This is a genomic window from Herbiconiux liangxiaofengii, from assembly GCF_041927335.1.
Lineage (GTDB): Bacteria > Actinomycetota > Actinomycetes > Actinomycetales > Microbacteriaceae > Herbiconiux > Herbiconiux liangxiaofengii.
This window is the reverse complement of sequence record NZ_JBHFHD010000005.1, coordinates 166,426-183,051: the sequence shown is the minus strand read 5'-3', so window position 1 is coordinate 183,051 and position 16,626 is coordinate 166,426. Positions and strand designations below refer to the sequence as shown.

The window sequence follows — 16,626 nt, the reverse complement described above, 5'->3', positions numbered from 1 at the left end:
GTTACTTGGTTGCTGCTGCGGTGGTGACCGCTCCACGGGCCTCGACGGCGCTGTTCGCCGAGAGGGCCAGCTCGGCGAAGTGCTGGGCTTCGGCGAGCGTGAAGCGGGCGAGCTCCGCGCGCACGTCAGCGAGGGCCGACGGCGACATGGAGAGCGTGGTGGCGCCGAGGCCCACGAGCACCACGGCGAGAAGAGGATCGGCGGCGGCCTCACCGCAGATGCCCACGGGCTTCCCGGTGATCCGCCCGGCCTTGCCGACCTCGCCGACGAGCTTGAGCACCGCCGGATGCCACGGGTCCTGGAACGAGGCGACCGAGCCGAGCAGCCGGTCGGCCGCGAGGGTGTACTGGGTGAGGTCGTTCGTGCCGATCGAGGCGAAGTCAGCATCGGTCAGGATGCGGTCGGCGAGCAGCGCCGACGACGGCACCTCCACCATCACGCCGGCCGTCTTCAGCCCGGCCTCGCGGGCGAGGGCGGTGAAGTAGCGGGTCTCCTCGACCGTCGACACCATCGGGGCCATCACCCAGACGTCGGCGTCGGTCGCCGCGTCGGCGGCGGCGAGGGCCGCGAGCTGGTCGCGCAGGATGGGCTCGTTGGCCCGAAGGGCACGCAGGCCTCTGAGGCCCAGCGCGGGGTTCTCCTCGGGTGCGTCGTTCAAGAAGCTGAGGGGCTTGTCGGCCCCCGCATCCAGAGCACGCACGACCACCTTCTTGCCGGCGAAGGCCTCGAGCAGGCGGGTGTACTGCGCCGTCTGGTCCTCGACGGTGGGCGCGCTGGCCGAGTCGAGGAAGAGGAACTCGGTGCGGAACAGGCCGACACCCTCGGCACCCTTCTCCAGGGCGTCGGCGGCACCGTCGGCCGAACCGAGGTTGGCCAGGAGGGGCACGGGGGTGCCGTCGGCGAGGGCGCCGGGGCCGGTGGCCGCATTGCGGGCCGCCTTCAGCTCCGCCGCCTTCGCGAGAGCAGCAGACCGCTCCTCGGCACTCGGCTCGACCGACACGGCGCCGGTCGAGGCATCGACCACGATCTCGGTGCCGTCGGCCAGCGACAGCGCGTCGGCCACGCCCACCACGGCGACGATCGACTTCTCGCGGGCCAGGATGGCGGTGTGCGAGGTGGGTCCGCCGTCGCTCGTCACGAGCGCGAGCACCTTCGAGAGGTCCAGCAGCGCGGTGTCGGCCGGAGCCAGGTCGCGGGCGACCAGCACGAAGGGATAGTCGGGATCGGGCACGCCGGGAGCGGAGACACCGCGGAGGTGGGCCACCACGCGCTGCGACACGTCGTCGAGGTCGGTGGCGCGCTCCCCCATGTAGCCGCCCATGCTCACGAGCAGGTCGCGGAACGAGGCGAACGCTTCGAACACGGCGCGCTCGGCCGTCTTGCCCGAGTCGAGCCGCACGCCGATGTCGTCGATGAGCGTCGGGTCCTCGGCCATGAAGGCCTGCGCTTCGAGCACGTCCTTGGCCGAACCGCCGGCGCGTTCCCCGCGGTGGCGGATGATGGCGGCGGTGGCCGCGAGCGAGGCGCGGGCGCGCTCCTTCTCGGCGTCGGGGGTCAGCGCCGAGGGCGTCTCGTCGGGCTCGGGCAGCGGGTCGGGCATCCGGAGCACGGGGCCCACAGCGATGCCGCGGCCGATACCGGTGCCGGTGAGCGTCGAGGCGGCCATCACTCGGCGTCCAGGTCGGTGCCCAGCAGCGTCGCCAGCTCGTCGAGCAGGGCGTCGGACTCGGGGGCTTCGGAGACCAGGGTCACGGTGTCGCCGTGCTCGATGCCGAGCGAGATGACGCCCAGGATGCTCGCGGCGTTCACGGCCTTGCCGTTCTTCGCGATCTGCACGGGCAGGCCCGACTTCGCGACGGTCTGCGTGAAGATGGTGGCCGGCCGGGCGTGCAGCCCGTGCTTGGATGCCAGTTCGACGGTTCGTTCAGCCATGGTGGTTCTCCTGTGTCTGCTCGGCCGCGAGCGGCACGATCGGGGTGGGCGGGGCTGCGAGCAGCCCGGTCACGATGTCGGCGGCGATCTCGGCGCCATCCGCCCCGAACACGCTGTCGGGAAGGAGTGCGGCGACCGCTCCCGCCTCGGCGGCACGCTCGTGCACGTCGTCGAAACGAGCGCTGAGGTGGGGGCCGACCAGCAGGATGCGCGTCGCCGGGAGCTGGGCGTCCAGATCGAGCACCGTGCCCGCTTCGACGACCAGATCGAGGCCACGGGCGCGCACGGCACGGCGCAGCCGGACCGCCAGAAAAGTGCTCGATGCTCCTGCACCGCAGACGATCAGCACCCTGTCCACGCACGCCTCCTCGCGTCCTGCTTCGATCTCCGGCAAGTCTGCGCCACCGCCGTCGCGGTATCCAGCAGCTTTCCTTCCTGCCCCTAGGAAGACCCCGCCCGGTGCGGAACGCCTAGGGTGATTGGTGATGACTGCGAAGTACGAGCGACTGCTGGAGCACCTCGCCGAAGCCGGTGACTGGGTCACCGCCGGCGAGCTCGCCGACCGTCTCGGGGTGACCACCCGCAGCGTGCGCAGCTACGTCACGAGCGTGAAGAACGCTGCCCGGCCGCTCGAGGTCATCGCGTCGTCGACGAGCGGCTATCGATTGAATCGGGATGCCTACGCCGCGTTCGTCACCGATCTGCGGTCACGAGATGCCGAGCCGGGCAGCCCCCGCGAGCGGGTGCACGCCATCATCCGCGGTCTCGGCGACGCCCCCGACGGCCTCGACGTCTATGACCTCGCCGCCCGCATGTTCGTGTCGGAGTCGACCGTCGAGGCCGATCTCCGCAAGGCCAAGCTGCTCGTCGAGGAGGCCGGACTCCGGCTCGGCCGGCGGGGCAGCGTTGCGACGCTCGTCGGTTCCGAGCTGAACCGACGCCGACTGCTCAGCCGCATCTTCCGCGACGAGAGCGCCCAGGGCTTCCTCGACCTGCAGAACATCCAGCGCGAATTCCTGTCGGGCGACCTCTCGGCGTTCAAGGCCGATCTCGTGCGGATGCTCGACGGCAACGGCTTCTTCGTCAACGAGTACTCCATCAACAACGTGCTGCTGCACATCGCGATCGCGGTCGACCGGGTGGCGAAGAAGCAGTCGATCGGCCCGGCCGAGGAGGAGGCGGAACGAGGGGTCACCGATGCCATCCGCGAGATCGCCGCGCAGCTCGACGGCCTCGTGCGCGCCCACTTCGACGCGGAGCTGAGCGTGCGTGAGCTCGCCTATCTCTCGGTGCTCCTGACCACCCGGGTGCTCACGCCGGGGCACGACGAGCCCACCGCATCCGTCGCCGACAACTACCTCGAACCCGACGACCTCACCGCCATGCGCGAGATCGTGCGCCTGGCCAGCCAGGAGTACCTCGTCGACCTCGACGACGACGACTTCATCGTGCGGTTGAGCCTGCACATCCGCAACCTGGTGGCCCGGGCGCAGGGCAACTCGTTCTCACGCAACCCGATGACGCGGTCGATCAAGAGCACGTTCCCGATGATCTATGAGCTCGCGGTGTTCATCGCCAGCCAGATCCAGCGCCGGGAGGGCATCGTCATCAACGACGACGAGATCGCCTACATCGCGTTGCACGTCGGCTCGCACCTCGAGCGCCAGAACCTGCGCGAGGAGCGGGTGACCTGCGCCATCGTGTGCCCGAACTACTACGACATGCACCTCATCCTGCGCCAGCGGCTCGAGGCCGAGCTCGGGTCGGAACTGCAGGTCGACGTCGTCATCACCCGGTCCGACGTCGACTGGGCCGCCCTGTCCTCCGACATCGTGGTGACCACCATCACGGTGCCGGCGCCGCGCGACAACGTCGTGGTCATCCAGCCGTTCATCACCGACGCCGACTTCGAGGCGGTGCGCCGCGCCATCACCACCGTGCGCCGGCACCGTCGCCGCATGCAGCTGAAGGACGAGCTGCTGCAGTACTTCGACGAGCGGCTCTTCCACCGCAACCTGCACGCCGGCGACGAGGCCGCCATGATCCGCACGCTCGGGGCCTCGATGGTGTCGCTCGGCATCATCGACGAGTCATACGTGGATGGCGCGATCGAGCGCGAGCGCATGTCGTCGACGGCCTTCACCGACACCATCGCCGTGCCGCACGCCATGGCGATGAGCGCGAGCCGCACGGCGATCGCCATCGTGGTCAACGAGACACCGATGACCTGGGGCGAGAACCGGGTGAACGTGATCGCCCTCTTCGCGTTCAGCGCGAGCGGCCGCAAGGCCTTCCAGACCGTGTTCGATCAGCTCGTCGAGGTGTTCTCCGAACGCGACGACGTGCAGCGCATCGTGCGACGCGCCACCGACTTCGCCTCGTTCATCGACGAGCTCGTGCACGTCATGGACACCTGACCCGCCTCGAAACAGCCAGTGTCAGGGAATCGGCACGGGCGTGACGCCCAACGGCGCGAGGGCCGCCGCGCCGCCGTCTTCGGCGGTCAGCACCCAGATGCCGCCCGCGTGCACCGCCACCGAGTGCTCCCAGTGGCTCGCCATGCTGCCGTCGGCCGAAGCCACCGTCCACTCGTCGTCGCGCACGTAGGTCTCGGTGGTGCCGGCGGTGATCATCGGCTCGATCGCCACCACGAGCCCTGGTTTCACCTCGGGCCCGCGCTGACGCACGCGGTAGTTGAACACCGGCGGCGCCTCGTGCATGCTGCGGCCGATGCCGTGCCCGATGTAGTCGGTGAGGATGCCGTAGACGGCCCCGTCGGCCGTCGACGGATGCTCCTCGACGAACTCTTCGATGGCCTCGCCCACCTCGTTCAGGTGGCGGGCGGTGGCCAGCCGCGCGATGCCGTGCCAGAGCGACTGCTCGGTGACGTCGGAGAGCAGCCGCCGGGCCGCCACCACGTCGGGGCGGGCGGGATCGTCGAGAACCACGGTGATGGCGGAGTCGCCGTTCCAGCCGCCCACGTCGGCGCCGGAGTCGATCGAGACGATGTCGCCCGGCTGCAGGATGCGACCGCCCGGGATGCCGTGCACGATGTCGTCGTTCACCGAGGTGCACACGGTGTGGCGGTACCCGGGCACCATCTGGAAGTTGGACACTCCCCCGAGCGAGCGGATGGTGCGATCGGCGATGGCGTCGAGCTCGAGCGTCGAGACACCCGGGCGGATGGCCTCGCGCACCGCGCGAAGAGACGCCGCCGTCACCAGCCCCGGCTCCACCATGAGGCGCAGTTCAGCCGGGGTCTTGTAGATGCCCTTGTTGCGTCCGATCATCGATCGACCGCTCAGCGGTCGGCGAGGGCGGCGATGATGCGGCCGGTGACCTCGTCGATCTCGCCGAGGCCGTCGACCGTCACCACGAGGTCGCGCGAGCTGTATACCTCGACGAGCGGAGCCGTCTGCTCGGTGTAGACGTCGAGCCGCTTGCGGATGACCTCTTCGGTGTCGTCGCTACGCCCCTGCTCCGCGGAGCGCTTGAGCAGACGACGCACCACCTCGTCGTTGTCGGCGGTCAACACCACCACCGCGTCGAGCGAGGCTCCCGAGACGCCGAGGATGTCGTCGAGCTCTTCCACCTGCTGCAGGGTTCGCGGGTATCCGTCGAGCAGGAATCCGTCGACCGTGTCTGGCTGCTGGAGCCGGTCGCGCACCAGGTCGTTGGTGAGCGCATCCGGCACGTACTGACCGGCATCCATGTAGGTCTTCGCCTTCACACCCAGCTCGGTGCCGTTCTTCACGTTCTCACGGAAGATGTCACCCGTCGAGATGGCCGGGATGGCGTAGGCCGCCGACAGACGGGCTGCCTGGGTGCCCTTGCCGGCCCCGGGTGGACCGATCAGCAGCAGCCGCAGCGAACCGGTCTCGCTACTCGCGCCATCCGTCATCGCAGCAGGCCCTCGTAGTGGCGCTGCTGCAGCTGCGAGTCGATCTGCTTCACGGTCTCGAGGCCGACACCCACGATGATGAGGATGGAGGCGCCACCGAACGGGAAGTTCTGGTTGGCCCCCACCGCCACCAGCGCTATCAGCGGTAGGAGAGCGATCAAACCGAGGTAGATCGAGCCCGGCAGCGTGATGCGGGTGAGCACGTAGTCGAGGTACTCGGCCGTGGGGCGACCGGCACGGATGCCGGGGATGAATCCACCGAACTTCTTCATGTTGTCGGCGACCTCTTCGGGGTTGAAGGTGATCGCGACGTAGAAGTAGGTGAAGCCCACGATGAGCAGGAAGTACAGCAGCATGTACAGCGGGTGATCGCCGCGCACCAGGTAGTTGTTGATCCAGGTCACCCAGCCGGCCGGGGCCTGCCCGGCTGCGGGCTGGTTGAACTGCGCGATCAGCGCGGGCAGGTAGAGCAGCGATGACGCGAAGATCACCGGCACCACGCCCGCCATGTTCACCTTGATCGGGATGTAGGTGTTGTTGCCGCCGTACGTTCGCCTGCCGACGACCCGCTTGGCGTACTGCACCGGGATCCGCCGTTGCGAGAGCTCGACGAACACCACGAGGCCCACGACCACGAGCCCGACCACCAGCACGAGAAGGAAGGTCTCGAAGCCCTTGGTCTGCGCGATGAGCCAGAGCGACTCGGGGAAGCGGGCGGCGATCGAGGTGAAGATCAGCAGCGACATGCCGTTGCCGATGCCGCGCTCGGTGACGAGCTCGCCCATCCACATGATCACGCCGGTACCGGCCGTCATGGTGATGACCATGAGCAGGATGGCGTACCAGGCGTCGTTGGTGATGAGCTGGCCGCACTCCGCGACCGTGGAGGTGCCGAAGAGGGCACCCGACCGGGCGACGGTGATGAGCGTGGTGGACTGCAGCACGCCGAGCGCGATGGTGAGGTAGCGCGTGTACTGCGTCAGGCGGCTCTGGCCGGCCTGGCCCTCCTTGTAGAGGGTCTCGAAGTGAGGGATGACCACGCGCAGCAGCTGCACGATGATCGAGGCCGTGATGTACGGCATGATCCCCAGCGCGAAGATCGACAGCTGGAGGAGCGCGCCACCCGAGAAGAGGTTGACGAGCTCGTAGAGGCCCGAGGTGCCCTGGTTCGCGGCCAAACAAGTCTGGACGTTCCCGAAGTCCACGAAGGGGGCGGGGATGAACGATCCGAGACGGAACAGCGCGACGATGCCGAGCGTGAAGCCAATCTTTCTGCGGAGATCCGGCGTACGGAAGATCCTCGCGACGGCTTTGAACAAAAAGGGCCTCCTGCGTTCGTGTGGCTCAATGCCAAGAAAGCCGGTGACCCGATTCGTGGCCTCGACAGGCTACCTCATTCTGAAGTCGCATCTGTGTCGGGGCCGTGAATCGGGTCACCGGTCGGTGGTTCTCGTTACTTGACGGACCCACCCGCGGCGACGATCTTCTGCTCAGCGGAGCCGGAGACCTTGTCGACCGCGACGGTCAGCTTCACAGCGATGTCGCCATCGCCCAGAACCTTGACCTTCTCGTTCTTGCGAACCGCGCCCTTGGCGACCAGGTCGGAGATGGTGACATCTCCACCGGCCGGGTAGAGCTCCGCGAGCTTGTCCAGGTTCACGACCTGGTACTCGACGCGGAACGGGTTCTTGAAGCCGCGCAGCTTCGGGGTGCGCATGTGCAGCGGCATCTGGCCACCCTCGAAGCCGATCCGCACCGTGTAGCGGGCCTTGGTGCCCTTGGTGCCACGGCCGGCCGTCTTACCCTTCGAGCCCTCACCGCGGCCGACGCGGGTACGCGCCTTCTTGGAGCCGGGAGCGGGACGGAGGTGGTGCACCTTGAGCACGTGCTCACGGGCGGCGGCGGTCTCGTCGGCCTTGGGGGCCGCCTTCGCCGCGGGAGCCTTGGCGGCGGCCGGAGCCGTCGTCTCGGCGGCGCCGGCCTTGGGAGCTGCGGCCTTCTTGGGGGCAGCAGCCTTGGCGGGAGCCTTCTCAGCCTTCTCGGCCTTCTCCGTCGACGCGGCGGCCTTGGGGGCAGCAGCCTTCTTGGGAGCGGCGGCCTTGGGGGCCGCAGCCTTCTTCGGAGCCGCCTTGGCGGTCTCCTTGGCTTCTTCTTCAGCCATTAGTCAATCTCCTCGACCTTCACCAGGTGTGCGACGGTACGCACGTATCCACGGTTCTGGGCGTTGTCTTCGCGCACGACGACGTCATTTATGCGCTTCAGTCCGAGGCTGCGCAGCGTGTCCCGCTGGTTCTGCTTCTCGCTGATCTTGGACTTGATCTGGGTCACCTTCAGGCGCGAGGCCATCATGCACCTGCCTTCGCTGCTAGTGCGTCCTGCTCGGCGCGCACGAGGCGGGCCGGAGCGACCTCGTCGAAGGCGAGGCCACGACGGGCGGCGACGGCGCGCGGCTCTTCGAGCTGCTGCAGTGCCTCGACGGTGGCGTGCACGATGTTGATCGTGTTCGACGAGCCGAGCGACTTCGACAGGATGTCGTGGATGCCGGCGCACTCGAGGACGGCGCGCACCGGGCCACCGGCGATAACACCGGTACCGGCGGCAGCCGGACGAAGGAGGACCACACCGGCGGCCGCCTCACCCTGCACGGGGTGCGGGATGGTGTTGCCGACACGAGGAACGCGGAAGAAGTTCTTCTTCGCCTCCTCGACGCCCTTCGAGATGGCGGTGGGGACCTCGCGGGCCTTGCCGTAGCCGACGCCCACCAGCCCGTTGCCGTCTCCGACGACCACGAGGGCGGTGAAGCTGAAGCGACGACCACCCTTCACGACCTTGGAGACGCGGTTGATGGTGACGACGCGCTCGAGGAAGTTGCTCTTGTCGGAGTCACGTCCTCCACGGTCGCCACGGCTCGGGCTGCGCTCGCGACCGCCACGACGAGCCTCGCGAGGCTCGCTCTGGTTCGACCCCGAAGACGCGGCGGTCTCCACGGGGGCTTCGGCAACTGCTGCCACGTCCTGCTCCTTGTTGGTTTCGGTGCTCACAGGCTCAGACCACCCTCTCGTGCTCCATCGGCGACGGCCGCGACACGACCCGCGTAGCGGTTGCCACCGCGGTCGAACACGACGGCTTCGACACCGGCGAGCTTCGCGCGCTCGGCGACGAGCTCGCCGACCTTGCGGGCCTTGGCGGTCTTGTCGCCGTCGAACGAACGCAGGTCGGTCTCGAGAGTCGAGGCCGATGCGAGGGTGTGACCCTGGCTGTCGTCGACAACCTGCACGAAGACGTGACGGGCCGAACGGGTGACGACCAGGCGGGGACGCGCGAGCGTACCCTCCACCTTCTTGCGAAGGCGGGTGTGACGACGTGCGCGTGCTGCGGACTTCGACTTTCCTCTGATGACAGTAGCCATGGTCTACTTACCACTCTTTCCGGCCTTGCGGCGAACGACCTCGCCGGCGTAACGCACACCCTTGCCCTTGTAGGGCTCGGGCTTGCGCAGCTTGCGAATGTTGGCGGCGACCTCACCGACGGCCTGCTTGTCGATGCCGTTCACCGTGAGCTTGTTGTTGCCCTCGACCGTGAACGTGATGCCCGCGGGCGGCTCGACGGCGATGGGGTGCGAGTACCCGAGGGCGAACTCGACGCCGCTGCCCTTGGCGGCGACGCGGTAACCGGTTCCGACGACCTCGAGGCTCTTGGTGTAGCCCGTGGTGACGCCGATGATCTGGTTCGCGATGAGGGTACGGGTGAGGCCGTGGAGCGAGCGCGACTCGCGCTCGTCATCCGGACGGGTGACGAGAACCTGGTTCTCCTCGACCGTGGCCGCGATGGGGGCCTTGATGGTGAGCGCGAGCTCACCCTTGGGGCCCTTGACTGCAACCTGCTGGCCGTCGATGGAGACGGTGACGCCGGCGGGGATGTCGATGGGAAGACGTCCGATACGAGACATTGTCGGTTACCACACGTAGGCGAGGACTTCCCCACCCACGCCCTTCTTGCTCGCCTGGCGGTCCGTGAGGAGTCCCGAGGAGGTGGACAGGATGGCGACGCCGAGGCCACCGAGGACGGTGGGGATCTCGGTCGACTTCGCGTAGACACGGAGGCCGGGCTTCGACACGCGCTTGATGCCCGCGATGGAGCGCTCGCGGTTGGGGCCGAACTTCAGACCCAGGGTGAGCGTCTGGCCCACCTTGGCGTCCGAGACGTCCCAGCTCGCGATGTAACCCTCGGACTTGAGGATCTCGGCGATGTGCGACTTGAGCTTCGAATGCGGCATCGACACGGTGTCGTGGTGTGCCGAGTTCGCGTTGCGCAGTCTGGTCAGCATGTCTGCGACCGGATCTGTCATTGTCATTATGTGTTGCCTTTCGCGCCTGGTTTCGACACCCTTTACGAGGATGCCGACCTGGGTCGTCGTGGGTTGATGGTGCTTAGTTGGAGGCCGAGTCGTTCGACTTGAACGGGAACCCGAGCGCCTTGAGCAGCGCGCGACCCTCGTCGTCGGTCTTCGCGGTCGTGACGACGGTGATGTCGAAGCCACGCACGCGATCGATCTTGTCCTGGTCGATCTCGTGGAACATCGACTGCTCCTCGAGACCGAAGGTGTAGTTCCCACGGCCGTCGAACTGCTTGTCCGACAGGCCGCGGAAGTCGCGGATACGGGGAAGCGCGAGCGAGAGCAGGCGGTCCAGGAACTCCCAGGCGCGGTCACCACGGAGGGTGACGTGGGCGCCGATGGGCTGGCCCTCACGCAGCTTGAACTGCGCGATCGACTTGCGAGCCTTCGTGACCTGCGGCTTCTGACCGGTGATCGCGGTGAGGTCCTTCACGGCGCCGTCGATGACCTTGCCGTCACGGGCGGCCTCGCCGACACCGGTGTTCACGACGATCTTCACCAGGCCGGGGACCTGGTGGACATTCGTGAAACCGAAGTCCTTGGTGAGCTGATCGACGATCTCGCTCTTGTACTTCTGCTTCAGGCGCGGCTGGATTTTGCCAGCGGGCGCGGCAGTCTCGGTGCTCATCAGAGGTCTTTTCCTGACTTCTTCGCGTAACGAACGCGGACCGTCTTGGTGACGCCGTCCTTCGTGACTTCTTCGTTGCGGTGGCCGACGCGGGTCGGCTTCTTGGTCTCGGGGTCGACCAGGGCGACGTTCGACACGTGGATCGGCGCCTCCATGGTCTCGATGCCACCGGTCTTCGTGCCCCGCTGCGTCTGACCGACGCGAACGTGCTTGGTGACCAGGTTCACACCCTCGACGACGACGCGGTTGCGCTCGACGAACACCTCGATGACACGCCCCTGCTTGCCGCGGTCTCCGCCGCGGGCCTGAGTTGCGCCTGAGATGACCTGAACCAGGTCACCCTTCTTGATCTTTGCCATGACTAAATGACCTCCGGGGCCAGCGAGATGATCTTCATGAACTTCTTGTCACGAAGCTCACGGCCGACCGGTCCGAAGATGCGGGTACCACGGGGGTCTCCGTCGTTCTTCAGGATGACGGCGGCGTTCTCGTCGAACTTGATGTAGGAGCCGTCGGGACGACGGGTCGACTTGACGGTGCGCACGATGACGGCCTTGACCACATCGCCCTTCTTGACGTTGCCGCCGGGGATGGCGTCCTTGACGGTCGCGACGATGACATCGCCGAGACCGGCGTAGCGACGGCCGGATCCACCGAGCACACGAATCGTCAGGAGCTCCTTGGCGCCGGTGTTGTCGGCGACCTTGACTCGTGATTCTTGCTGCAGCATGTTACTTCGCCTTCTCCAGGATCTCGACCAGACGCCAGCGCTTGGTGGCGCTCAGCGGACGGGTCTCGTTGATGAGCACGAGGTCGCCGATGCCGGCGCTGTTCGTCTCGTCGTGCGCCTTCACCTTGGAGGTGCGGCGGATGACCTTGCCGTACAGGGGGTGCTTCACGCGGTCCTCGACCTCGACGACGATGGTCTTGTCCATCTTGTCGCTGACGACGTAGCCGCGACGAGCCTTGCGATAACCCCGGGCCGCCTCGTCCTTGACATCGTGCGAGGACGACTCGTGGCCGGCCGCGACGACCTTCTCTTCGGTCTTAGCCATTACTTCGCCTCCTCAGCGTCTGCAACGGGGGCCTCGGCCTCGGCTGCCTTCTTGGACTTCTTGGTCGTCTTGGCCGGAGCCTCGACGGGGGCGGGAGTGGCACGGATGCCCAGCTCCCGCTCGCGGATGACCGTGTAGATGCGCGAGATGTCGCGCTTCACGGCACGCAGGCGGCCGTGGCTTTCGAGCTGCCCGGTCGCGGACTGGAAGCGCAGGTTGAACAGCTCTTCCTTGGCCTTGCGAAGCTCCTCGAGAAGTCGAGAATCTTCGAATGTGTCGAGCTCCGCCGGGGCGAGCTCCTTGGAACCGATCGCCATTACGCGTCGCCCTCCTCGCGCTTGATGATGCGTGCCTTGAGAGGCAGCTTGTGGATTGCACGGGTGAGTGCCTCGCGAGCGACGGTCTCGGGGACCCCGCTCAGCTCGAACAGCACGCGACCCGGCTTGACGTTCGCGACCCACCACTCGGGCGAGCCCTTACCGGAACCCATGCGGGTTTCAGCCGGCTTCTTGGTGAGCGGGCGGTCGGGGTAGATGTTGATCCACACCTTTCCACCACGCTTGATGTGACGGGTCATCGCGATACGAGCGGACTCGATCTGACGGTTGGTCACGTACGCGGGGGTGATGGCCTGGATGCCGTACTCACCGAAGCTCACCTTGGTGCCACCGGTGGCGTGGCCACTGCGACCCGGGTGGTGCTGCTTGCGGTGCTTGACTCGACGGGGGATAAGCATTGTTACGCCTCAACTCCTGCTGCGACCGGAGCGTCCGCCTTGGGGGCGGAGTTACGGCGCGGACGGTCACGGTCGCCACGCTCGGGGCGCGACGACTTCTGGTTGGCCTGCTCGCGGGCGAGCTCCTTGTTGGTGATGTCGCCCTTGTAGATCCAGACCTTCACGCCGATGCGGCCGAACGTCGTCTTGGCCTCGTAGAAGCCGTAGTCGATGTTGGCGCGGAGGGTGTGCAGCGGCACGCGGCCCTCGCGGTAGAACTCGGAACGGCTCATCTCGGCGCCGCCCAGACGGCCCGACACCTGGATGCGGACACCCTTGGCGCCGGCGCGCTGAGCGCCCTGCAGACCCTTGCGCATCGCACGGCGGAACGCCACACGAGCAGTGAGCTGCTCGGCGATGCCCTGCGCGACGAGCTGAGCCTCGGCCTCGGGGTTCTTGACCTCGAGGATGTTCAGCTGGATCTGCTTGCCGGTGAGCTTCTCGAGGTCGGAGCGGATGCGCTCGGCCTCGGCGCCACGACGACCGATCACGATGCCCGGACGGGCGGTGTGGATGTCGACGCGGACTCGGTCACGGGTGCGCTCGATCTCGATGCGGGCGACGCCCGCACGGTCGAGGCTGGTCTTCAGCAGGTTGCGGATCTTCACGTCTTCGGCGACATAGTCGCTGTAACGCTGACCCTTCTTCGTGCTGTCCGAGAACCAGCGCGACACGTGGTCGGTGGTGATTCCGAGGCGGAAGCCGTACGGATTGACTTTCTGGCCCATTACTTGCTCGCCTTCTTGCTCGCGCCCTCGATCGAAGCGACCTCGTCAGGGGTCGCCAGCACGATCGTGATGTGGCTCGTGCGCTTGTTGATGCGGAACGCGCGTCCCTGAGCACGGGGCTGGAAGCGCTTGAGCGTGGTGCCCTCGTCGACGAAAGCCTTCGCCACGACGAGGTCCTGCTCGTCCAGGTAGCTGTTCGCGGCGTCTGCCTTGACCCGGGCGTTCGCGATCGCCGAGGCGACCAGCTTGTACACCGGCTCCGAAGCGCCCTGGGGGGCGAACTTCAGGATGGCCAGGGCCTCGACGGCCTGACGACCGCGAATCAGGTTGACGACACGACGGGCCTTCATGGGGGTGACGCGGATGTGACGCACGCGTGCGATCGACTCCACCATTTCTCTTCCTCCTTCACGTCGCCGCGGTTAGCGGCGACGGCCCTTCTTGTCGTCCTTCACGTGGCCACGGAAGGTGCGGGTCGGGGCGAACTCGCCCAGCTTGTGACCCACCATGGTCTCGGTGATGAACACCGGGATGTGCTTGCGACCGTCGTGGACGGCGATCGTGTGACCGAGGAACGCGGGGATGATCATGGATCGGCGCGACCAGGTCTTGATGACGTTCTTGGAACCGGCTTCATTCGCCGTGACGACCTTGCGGTACAGGTGGTCGTCGACGAAGGGGCCCTTTTTGAGACTGCGTGGCATTTTCTAAGACTCCTACTTACGCTTCTTGCCGACGGTCCGGCGACGCACGATGAGCTTGTCGCTTTCCTTGTTGGGGTGACGGGTGCGGCCCTCTGCCTGACCCCAGGGGCTGACCGGGTGACGTCCACCGGAGGTCTTGCCCTCACCACCACCGTGCGGGTGGTCGACCGGGTTCATGGCGACACCACGCACGGTCGGGCGGATGCCCTTCCAGCGGTTACGGCCGGCCTTGCCCCAGTTGATGTTCGACTGCTCGGCGTTGCCGACCTCGCCGATCGTGGCGCGGCAGCGCGCATCCACGTTGCGGATCTCGCCCGAGGGCAGACGCAGCTGGGCGTAGGGGCCGTCCTTCGCCACGAGACGAACGGAGGCTCCGGCGGAGCGGGCCATCTTGGCGCCGCCGCCCGGCTTCAGCTCGATGGCGTGGATGACGGTACCGGTGGGTATGTTGCGCAGCGGCAGGTTGTTGCCGGGCTTGATGTCGGCGCCGGCGCCGGACTCGACGATGTCGCCCTGGGCGAGCTTGTTCGGAGCCAGGATGTAGCGCTTCGTGCCGTCGACGAAGTGCAGCAGCGCGATGCGAGCCGTGCGGTTGGGGTCGTACTCGATGTGAGCGACCTTGGCGTTCACGCCGTCTTTGTCATTGCGACGGAAGTCGATGACGCGGTACTGGCGCTTGTGGCCACCACCGATGTGACGGGTCGTGATGCGGCCCTGGTTGTTGCGGCCACCGGTCTTGGACAGCGGGCGGAGCAGCGACTTCTCAGGCGTCGAGCGGGTGATCTCTGCGAAGTCCGCGACGGACGAACCGCGGCGGCCCGGAGTCGTGGGCTTGTACTTGCGAATAGCCATGTGTCTTTTCCTCTAGCTTCCCGGGCCTAGCCGACGACCGTGAAGATGTCGATGGAGCCGGACTTCAGCGTGACGATGGCGCGCTTGGTGTCCTTGCGCTTGCCCTGGCCGAACTTGGTGCGACGCGTCTTGCCGGTGCGGTTCAAGGTGTTGATCGAAGCGACCTCCACGTTGAAGATCTTCTCGATGGCGAGCTTGATCTCGGTCTTGTTCGAGCGGGGATCGACCACGAAGGTGTACTTGCCCTGGTCGATCAGGCCGTAGCTCTTCTCGGAGACGACCGGCGAGATGATGATGTCGCGCGGGTCTTTGTTGAACGCGGCGTTGCTCATGCGGAAACCTCTTCCTGCTTGGTCTTCGCGGCGACGAAGCCGTCGAAGGCGCCCTTCGTGAAGACGATGTCGTCGGAGACGAGAACGTCGTAGGCGTTCAGCTGGTCTGCAGGCAGCACGTGAACGGTCGGGATGTTGCGGACGCTGCGGAGGCTCAGCACGTCGTCGCGCTCGAGCACGATGAGGACGTGCTTGGAGGTGGCGACGGTTGCGAGGAACTCGTTGACGGCCTTGGTCGAGGGGGTCTCGCCCTGGGCGAGCGACTCGACGACGTGCAGACGGCCACCGCGTGCGCGGTCGGAGAGAGCGCCGAGCAGAGCAGCGGCGATCATCTTCTTGGGGGTGCGCTGCGAGTAGTTGCGGGGCACCGGTCCGTGGACGATGCCACCGCCGGTCATCTGGGGAGCACGGATCGAGCCCTGACGAGCGCGACCGGTTCCCTTCTGCTTGAACGGCTTGCGACCGGCACCGGAGACCTCGCCACGACCCTTGGTCTTGTGCGTGCCCTGGCGTGCGGCGGCGAGCTGCGCGACGACGACCTGGTGGATGAGCGGGATGTTGGTCTGCACGTCGAAGATCTCGGCGGGCAGCTCGACGGAACCGGACTTCTTGCCGGCGACGTCGAGGACATCGAGCGTGTTAGTTGCGGTAGCCATGAACTACGCCCCCTTCACTGCGTTGCGAACGAAAACGAGACGGCCCTTGGCACCGGGAACGGCGCCCTTGACCAGCAGCAGGCCCTTCTCGGCGTCGACCGAGTGCACGACGAGGTTGAGCACGGTGACGCGCTCGCCACCCATGCGGCCGGCCATGCGCATGCCCTTGAAGACTCGGCTGGGCGTCGACGACGCACCGATCGAGCCGGGCTTGCGGTGGTTGCGGTGCGAACCGTGCGAAGCGGAGACACCCTTGAAGTTGTGGCGCTTCATGACACCGGCGAAGCCCTTGCCCTTGGAGGTGCCCACGACGTCGACCTTCTGGCCGGCTTCGAAGGTGCCCTCTGCGGTGAGCTCCTGGCCGATGGTGTACTCAGCGGCATCCGCGGTGCGGACCTCGGTGAGGTGGCGGCGCGGCGTGACGCCGGCTGCCTCGAAGTGACCGGCCGAAGGCTTGTTGACCTTGCGGGGGTCGATCTGACCGGCGGCGATCTGGACGGCCGAGTAGCCGTCCTTCTCGGGGGTGCGGATCTGGGTGACGACGTTCGGCGAGATCTCGACGACGGTCACGGGCACGAGACGGTTGTTCTCGTCCCAGACCTGGGTCATGCCGAGCTTCTTGCCGAGGAGGCCCTTGGACGTCTTAGCGGTGGTTGCCATGATGAGT

26 protein-coding genes are annotated in these 16,626 nt (G+C 66.9%); 1 reads left to right on the top strand and 25 read right to left on the bottom strand.

All coding sequences use genetic code 11. The features are described 5' to 3' along the window. Window position 1: 1 nt before the first annotated feature. Genes ptsP through ACEXOR_RS03200 form a run of 3 tightly spaced genes read right to left on the bottom strand, consistent with a single transcriptional unit; the run spans window position 2 to window position 2,290 of the window. Window positions 2–1,666, bottom strand: coding sequence for a phosphoenolpyruvate--protein phosphotransferase (ptsP, locus tag ACEXOR_RS03210; protein WP_374847946.1), 1,665 nt, complete (start codon window positions 1,664–1,666; stop codon window positions 2–4). Then, entirely contained in the window at window positions 1,666–1,932 is a 267-nt protein-coding gene (locus tag ACEXOR_RS03205) for an HPr family phosphocarrier protein (RefSeq protein WP_374847945.1), read from the bottom strand. The genes ptsP and ACEXOR_RS03205 overlap by 1 nt, the downstream gene beginning before the upstream one ends. Next, window positions 1,925–2,290 carry a PTS sugar transporter gene (locus ACEXOR_RS03200; RefSeq protein WP_374847944.1) on the bottom strand — a complete coding sequence of 122 codons (366 nt, stop codon included), beginning with the start codon at window positions 2,288–2,290 and terminating at the stop codon, window positions 1,925–1,927. Before ACEXOR_RS03200 ends, ACEXOR_RS03205 begins: the two co-directional genes overlap by 8 nt. 127 nt (window positions 2,291–2,417) lie before the next feature. Between ACEXOR_RS03200 and ACEXOR_RS03195 the strand changes: the two genes are divergently transcribed. Next, window positions 2,418–4,349 carry a BglG family transcription antiterminator gene (locus ACEXOR_RS03195; RefSeq protein WP_374847943.1) on the top strand — a complete coding sequence of 644 codons (1,932 nt, stop codon included), beginning with the start codon at window positions 2,418–2,420 and terminating at the stop codon, window positions 4,347–4,349. Between the two features lie 21 nt (window positions 4,350–4,370). Here the strand turns inward: ACEXOR_RS03195 and map are convergent, their stop codons facing one another. From map to rplC, 22 genes are all read right to left on the bottom strand, one after another. Then, window positions 4,371–5,222 carry a type I methionyl aminopeptidase gene (gene map / locus ACEXOR_RS03190; RefSeq protein ID WP_374847942.1) on the bottom strand — a complete coding sequence of 284 codons (852 nt, stop codon included), beginning with the start codon at window positions 5,220–5,222 and terminating at the stop codon, window positions 4,371–4,373. A gap of 11 nt (window positions 5,223–5,233) precedes the next feature. Further along, window positions 5,234–5,833, bottom strand: coding sequence for an adenylate kinase (locus ACEXOR_RS03185; protein WP_374847941.1), 600 nt, complete (start codon window positions 5,831–5,833; stop codon window positions 5,234–5,236). Further along, complete coding sequence (gene secY, locus ACEXOR_RS03180; RefSeq protein ID WP_374847940.1) at window positions 5,830–7,152, bottom strand: preprotein translocase subunit SecY; 1,323 nt, start codon at window positions 7,150–7,152, stop codon at window positions 5,830–5,832. The genes ACEXOR_RS03185 and secY overlap by 4 nt, the downstream gene beginning before the upstream one ends. Before the next feature lie 134 nt (window positions 7,153–7,286). Next, window positions 7,287–7,994 carry a 50S ribosomal protein L15 gene (gene rplO, locus ACEXOR_RS03175; protein ID WP_374847939.1) on the bottom strand — a complete coding sequence of 236 codons (708 nt, stop codon included), beginning with the start codon at window positions 7,992–7,994 and terminating at the stop codon, window positions 7,287–7,289. Then, complete coding sequence (gene rpmD / locus ACEXOR_RS03170) at window positions 7,994–8,179, bottom strand: 50S ribosomal protein L30 (protein ID WP_374848048.1); 186 nt, start codon at window positions 8,177–8,179, stop codon at window positions 7,994–7,996. The genes rplO and rpmD overlap by 1 nt, the downstream gene beginning before the upstream one ends. After that, entirely contained in the window at window positions 8,179–8,874 is a 696-nt protein-coding gene (rpsE, locus tag ACEXOR_RS03165) for a 30S ribosomal protein S5 (RefSeq protein WP_374847938.1), read from the bottom strand. The genes rpmD and rpsE overlap by 1 nt, the downstream gene beginning before the upstream one ends. Next, a complete protein-coding gene (rplR, locus tag ACEXOR_RS03160; RefSeq protein ID WP_374847937.1) occupies window positions 8,871–9,242 on the bottom strand; it encodes a 50S ribosomal protein L18 in 372 nt (123 codons plus the stop codon). Before rplR ends, rpsE begins: the two co-directional genes overlap by 4 nt. A gap of 3 nt (window positions 9,243–9,245) precedes the next feature. Beyond that, on the bottom strand, window positions 9,246–9,782 hold the full coding sequence (gene rplF / locus ACEXOR_RS03155) for a 50S ribosomal protein L6 (RefSeq protein WP_374847936.1): 537 nt from the start codon (window positions 9,780–9,782) through the stop codon (window positions 9,246–9,248). Between the two features lie 6 nt (window positions 9,783–9,788). Next, a complete protein-coding gene (rpsH, locus tag ACEXOR_RS03150; protein WP_374847935.1) occupies window positions 9,789–10,187 on the bottom strand; it encodes a 30S ribosomal protein S8 in 399 nt (132 codons plus the stop codon). 76 nt (window positions 10,188–10,263) lie between these two features. After that, the gene (gene rplE, locus ACEXOR_RS03145) at window positions 10,264–10,857 is read right to left on the bottom strand and encodes a 50S ribosomal protein L5 (protein WP_374847934.1); all 594 of its coding nucleotides are present in this window, start codon (window positions 10,855–10,857) and stop codon (window positions 10,264–10,266) included. Further along, complete coding sequence (rplX, locus tag ACEXOR_RS03140) at window positions 10,857–11,216, bottom strand: 50S ribosomal protein L24 (protein ID WP_374847933.1); 360 nt, start codon at window positions 11,214–11,216, stop codon at window positions 10,857–10,859. The genes rplE and rplX overlap by 1 nt, the downstream gene beginning before the upstream one ends. A gap of 2 nt (window positions 11,217–11,218) precedes the next feature. Then, window positions 11,219–11,587 carry a 50S ribosomal protein L14 gene (rplN, locus tag ACEXOR_RS03135; RefSeq protein WP_137837171.1) on the bottom strand — a complete coding sequence of 123 codons (369 nt, stop codon included), beginning with the start codon at window positions 11,585–11,587 and terminating at the stop codon, window positions 11,219–11,221. Window position 11,588: 1 nt separating this feature from the next. Beyond that, the gene (rpsQ, locus tag ACEXOR_RS03130; RefSeq protein WP_374847932.1) at window positions 11,589–11,912 is read right to left on the bottom strand and encodes a 30S ribosomal protein S17; all 324 of its coding nucleotides are present in this window, start codon (window positions 11,910–11,912) and stop codon (window positions 11,589–11,591) included. Continuing rightward, window positions 11,912–12,229 (bottom strand): 50S ribosomal protein L29, encoded by a 318-nt coding sequence (gene rpmC, locus ACEXOR_RS03125; RefSeq protein WP_374847931.1) that lies wholly within the window; start codon window positions 12,227–12,229, stop codon window positions 11,912–11,914. The genes rpsQ and rpmC overlap by 1 nt, the downstream gene beginning before the upstream one ends. Beyond that, entirely contained in the window at window positions 12,229–12,648 is a 420-nt protein-coding gene (gene rplP / locus ACEXOR_RS03120) for a 50S ribosomal protein L16 (RefSeq protein WP_374847930.1), read from the bottom strand. The genes rpmC and rplP overlap by 1 nt, the downstream gene beginning before the upstream one ends. Before the next feature lie 2 nt (window positions 12,649–12,650). Then, window positions 12,651–13,415, bottom strand: coding sequence for a 30S ribosomal protein S3 (rpsC, locus tag ACEXOR_RS03115; RefSeq protein ID WP_290806346.1), 765 nt, complete (start codon window positions 13,413–13,415; stop codon window positions 12,651–12,653). Further along, entirely contained in the window at window positions 13,415–13,810 is a 396-nt protein-coding gene (gene rplV / locus ACEXOR_RS03110) for a 50S ribosomal protein L22 (protein WP_374847929.1), read from the bottom strand. Before rplV ends, rpsC begins: the two co-directional genes overlap by 1 nt. 27 nt (window positions 13,811–13,837) lie before the next feature. Continuing rightward, complete coding sequence (gene rpsS, locus ACEXOR_RS03105; RefSeq protein ID WP_137837176.1) at window positions 13,838–14,119, bottom strand: 30S ribosomal protein S19; 282 nt, start codon at window positions 14,117–14,119, stop codon at window positions 13,838–13,840. A 12-nt stretch (window positions 14,120–14,131) separates the two neighbouring features. Next, window positions 14,132–14,971 carry a 50S ribosomal protein L2 gene (gene rplB / locus ACEXOR_RS03100; RefSeq protein WP_092547978.1) on the bottom strand — a complete coding sequence of 280 codons (840 nt, stop codon included), beginning with the start codon at window positions 14,969–14,971 and terminating at the stop codon, window positions 14,132–14,134. A 26-nt stretch (window positions 14,972–14,997) separates the two neighbouring features. Continuing rightward, a complete protein-coding gene (rplW, locus tag ACEXOR_RS03095) occupies window positions 14,998–15,303 on the bottom strand; it encodes a 50S ribosomal protein L23 (protein WP_374847928.1) in 306 nt (101 codons plus the stop codon). Continuing rightward, the gene (gene rplD, locus ACEXOR_RS03090) at window positions 15,300–15,959 is read right to left on the bottom strand and encodes a 50S ribosomal protein L4 (protein ID WP_374847927.1); all 660 of its coding nucleotides are present in this window, start codon (window positions 15,957–15,959) and stop codon (window positions 15,300–15,302) included. Before rplD ends, rplW begins: the two co-directional genes overlap by 4 nt. Before the next feature lie 3 nt (window positions 15,960–15,962). Then, entirely contained in the window at window positions 15,963–16,619 is a 657-nt protein-coding gene (gene rplC / locus ACEXOR_RS03085; RefSeq protein WP_374847926.1) for a 50S ribosomal protein L3, read from the bottom strand. Window positions 16,620–16,626 lie beyond the last annotated feature (7 nt).

Bases quoted from the DNA above. Each gene is read 5' to 3' on its own strand.
- map (WP_374847942.1), bottom strand. From the start codon at position 5,222: ATGATCGGACGCAACAAGGGCATCTACAAGACCCCGGCTGAACTGCGC.
- rpsS (WP_137837176.1), bottom strand. From the start codon at position 14,119: ATGCCACGCAGTCTCAAAAAGGGCCCCTTCGTCGACGACCACCTGTAC.
- ACEXOR_RS03195 (WP_374847943.1), top strand. From the start codon at position 2,418: ATGACTGCGAAGTACGAGCGACTGCTGGAGCACCTCGCCGAAGCCGGT.
- rpsC (WP_290806346.1), bottom strand. From the start codon at position 13,415: ATGGGCCAGAAAGTCAATCCGTACGGCTTCCGCCTCGGAATCACCACC.
- rplX (WP_374847933.1), bottom strand. From the start codon at position 11,216: ATGGCAAAGATCAAGAAGGGTGACCTGGTTCAGGTCATCTCAGGCGCA.
- rpsQ (WP_374847932.1), bottom strand. From the start codon at position 11,912: ATGGCTAAGACCGAAGAGAAGGTCGTCGCGGCCGGCCACGAGTCGTCC.
- rplW (WP_374847928.1), bottom strand. From the start codon at position 15,303: ATGAGCAACGCCGCGTTCAACAAAGACCCGCGCGACATCATCATCTCG.
- rplE (WP_374847934.1), bottom strand. From the start codon at position 10,857: ATGAGCACCGAGACTGCCGCGCCCGCTGGCAAAATCCAGCCGCGCCTG.
- rplR (WP_374847937.1), bottom strand. From the start codon at position 9,242: ATGGCTACTGTCATCAGAGGAAAGTCGAAGTCCGCAGCACGCGCACGT.
- rplO (WP_374847939.1), bottom strand. From the start codon at position 7,994: ATGGCTGAAGAAGAAGCCAAGGAGACCGCCAAGGCGGCTCCGAAGAAG.
- rpsH (WP_374847935.1), bottom strand. From the start codon at position 10,187: ATGACAATGACAGATCCGGTCGCAGACATGCTGACCAGACTGCGCAAC.
- rplV (WP_374847929.1), bottom strand. From the start codon at position 13,810: ATGGTGGAGTCGATCGCACGCGTGCGTCACATCCGCGTCACCCCCATG.
- rplP (WP_374847930.1), bottom strand. From the start codon at position 12,648: ATGCTTATCCCCCGTCGAGTCAAGCACCGCAAGCAGCACCACCCGGGT.
- rplF (WP_374847936.1), bottom strand. From the start codon at position 9,782: ATGTCTCGTATCGGACGTCTTCCCATCGACATCCCCGCCGGCGTCACC.
- rpmC (WP_374847931.1), bottom strand. From the start codon at position 12,229: ATGGCGATCGGTTCCAAGGAGCTCGCCCCGGCGGAGCTCGACACATTC.
- ACEXOR_RS03205 (WP_374847945.1), bottom strand. From the start codon at position 1,932: ATGGCTGAACGAACCGTCGAACTGGCATCCAAGCACGGGCTGCACGCC.
- rplC (WP_374847926.1), bottom strand. From the start codon at position 16,619: ATGGCAACCACCGCTAAGACGTCCAAGGGCCTCCTCGGCAAGAAGCTC.
- rplD (WP_374847927.1), bottom strand. From the start codon at position 15,959: ATGGCTACCGCAACTAACACGCTCGATGTCCTCGACGTCGCCGGCAAG.
- rpmD (WP_374848048.1), bottom strand. From the start codon at position 8,179: ATGGCCTCGCGCCTGAAGGTGACCCAGATCAAGTCCAAGATCAGCGAG.
- ptsP (WP_374847946.1), bottom strand. From the start codon at position 1,666: ATGGCCGCCTCGACGCTCACCGGCACCGGTATCGGCCGCGGCATCGCT.
- rplN (WP_137837171.1), bottom strand. From the start codon at position 11,587: ATGCTGCAGCAAGAATCACGAGTCAAGGTCGCCGACAACACCGGCGCC.
- ACEXOR_RS03185 (WP_374847941.1), bottom strand. From the start codon at position 5,833: ATGACGGATGGCGCGAGTAGCGAGACCGGTTCGCTGCGGCTGCTGCTG.
- rplB (WP_092547978.1), bottom strand. From the start codon at position 14,971: ATGGCTATTCGCAAGTACAAGCCCACGACTCCGGGCCGCCGCGGTTCG.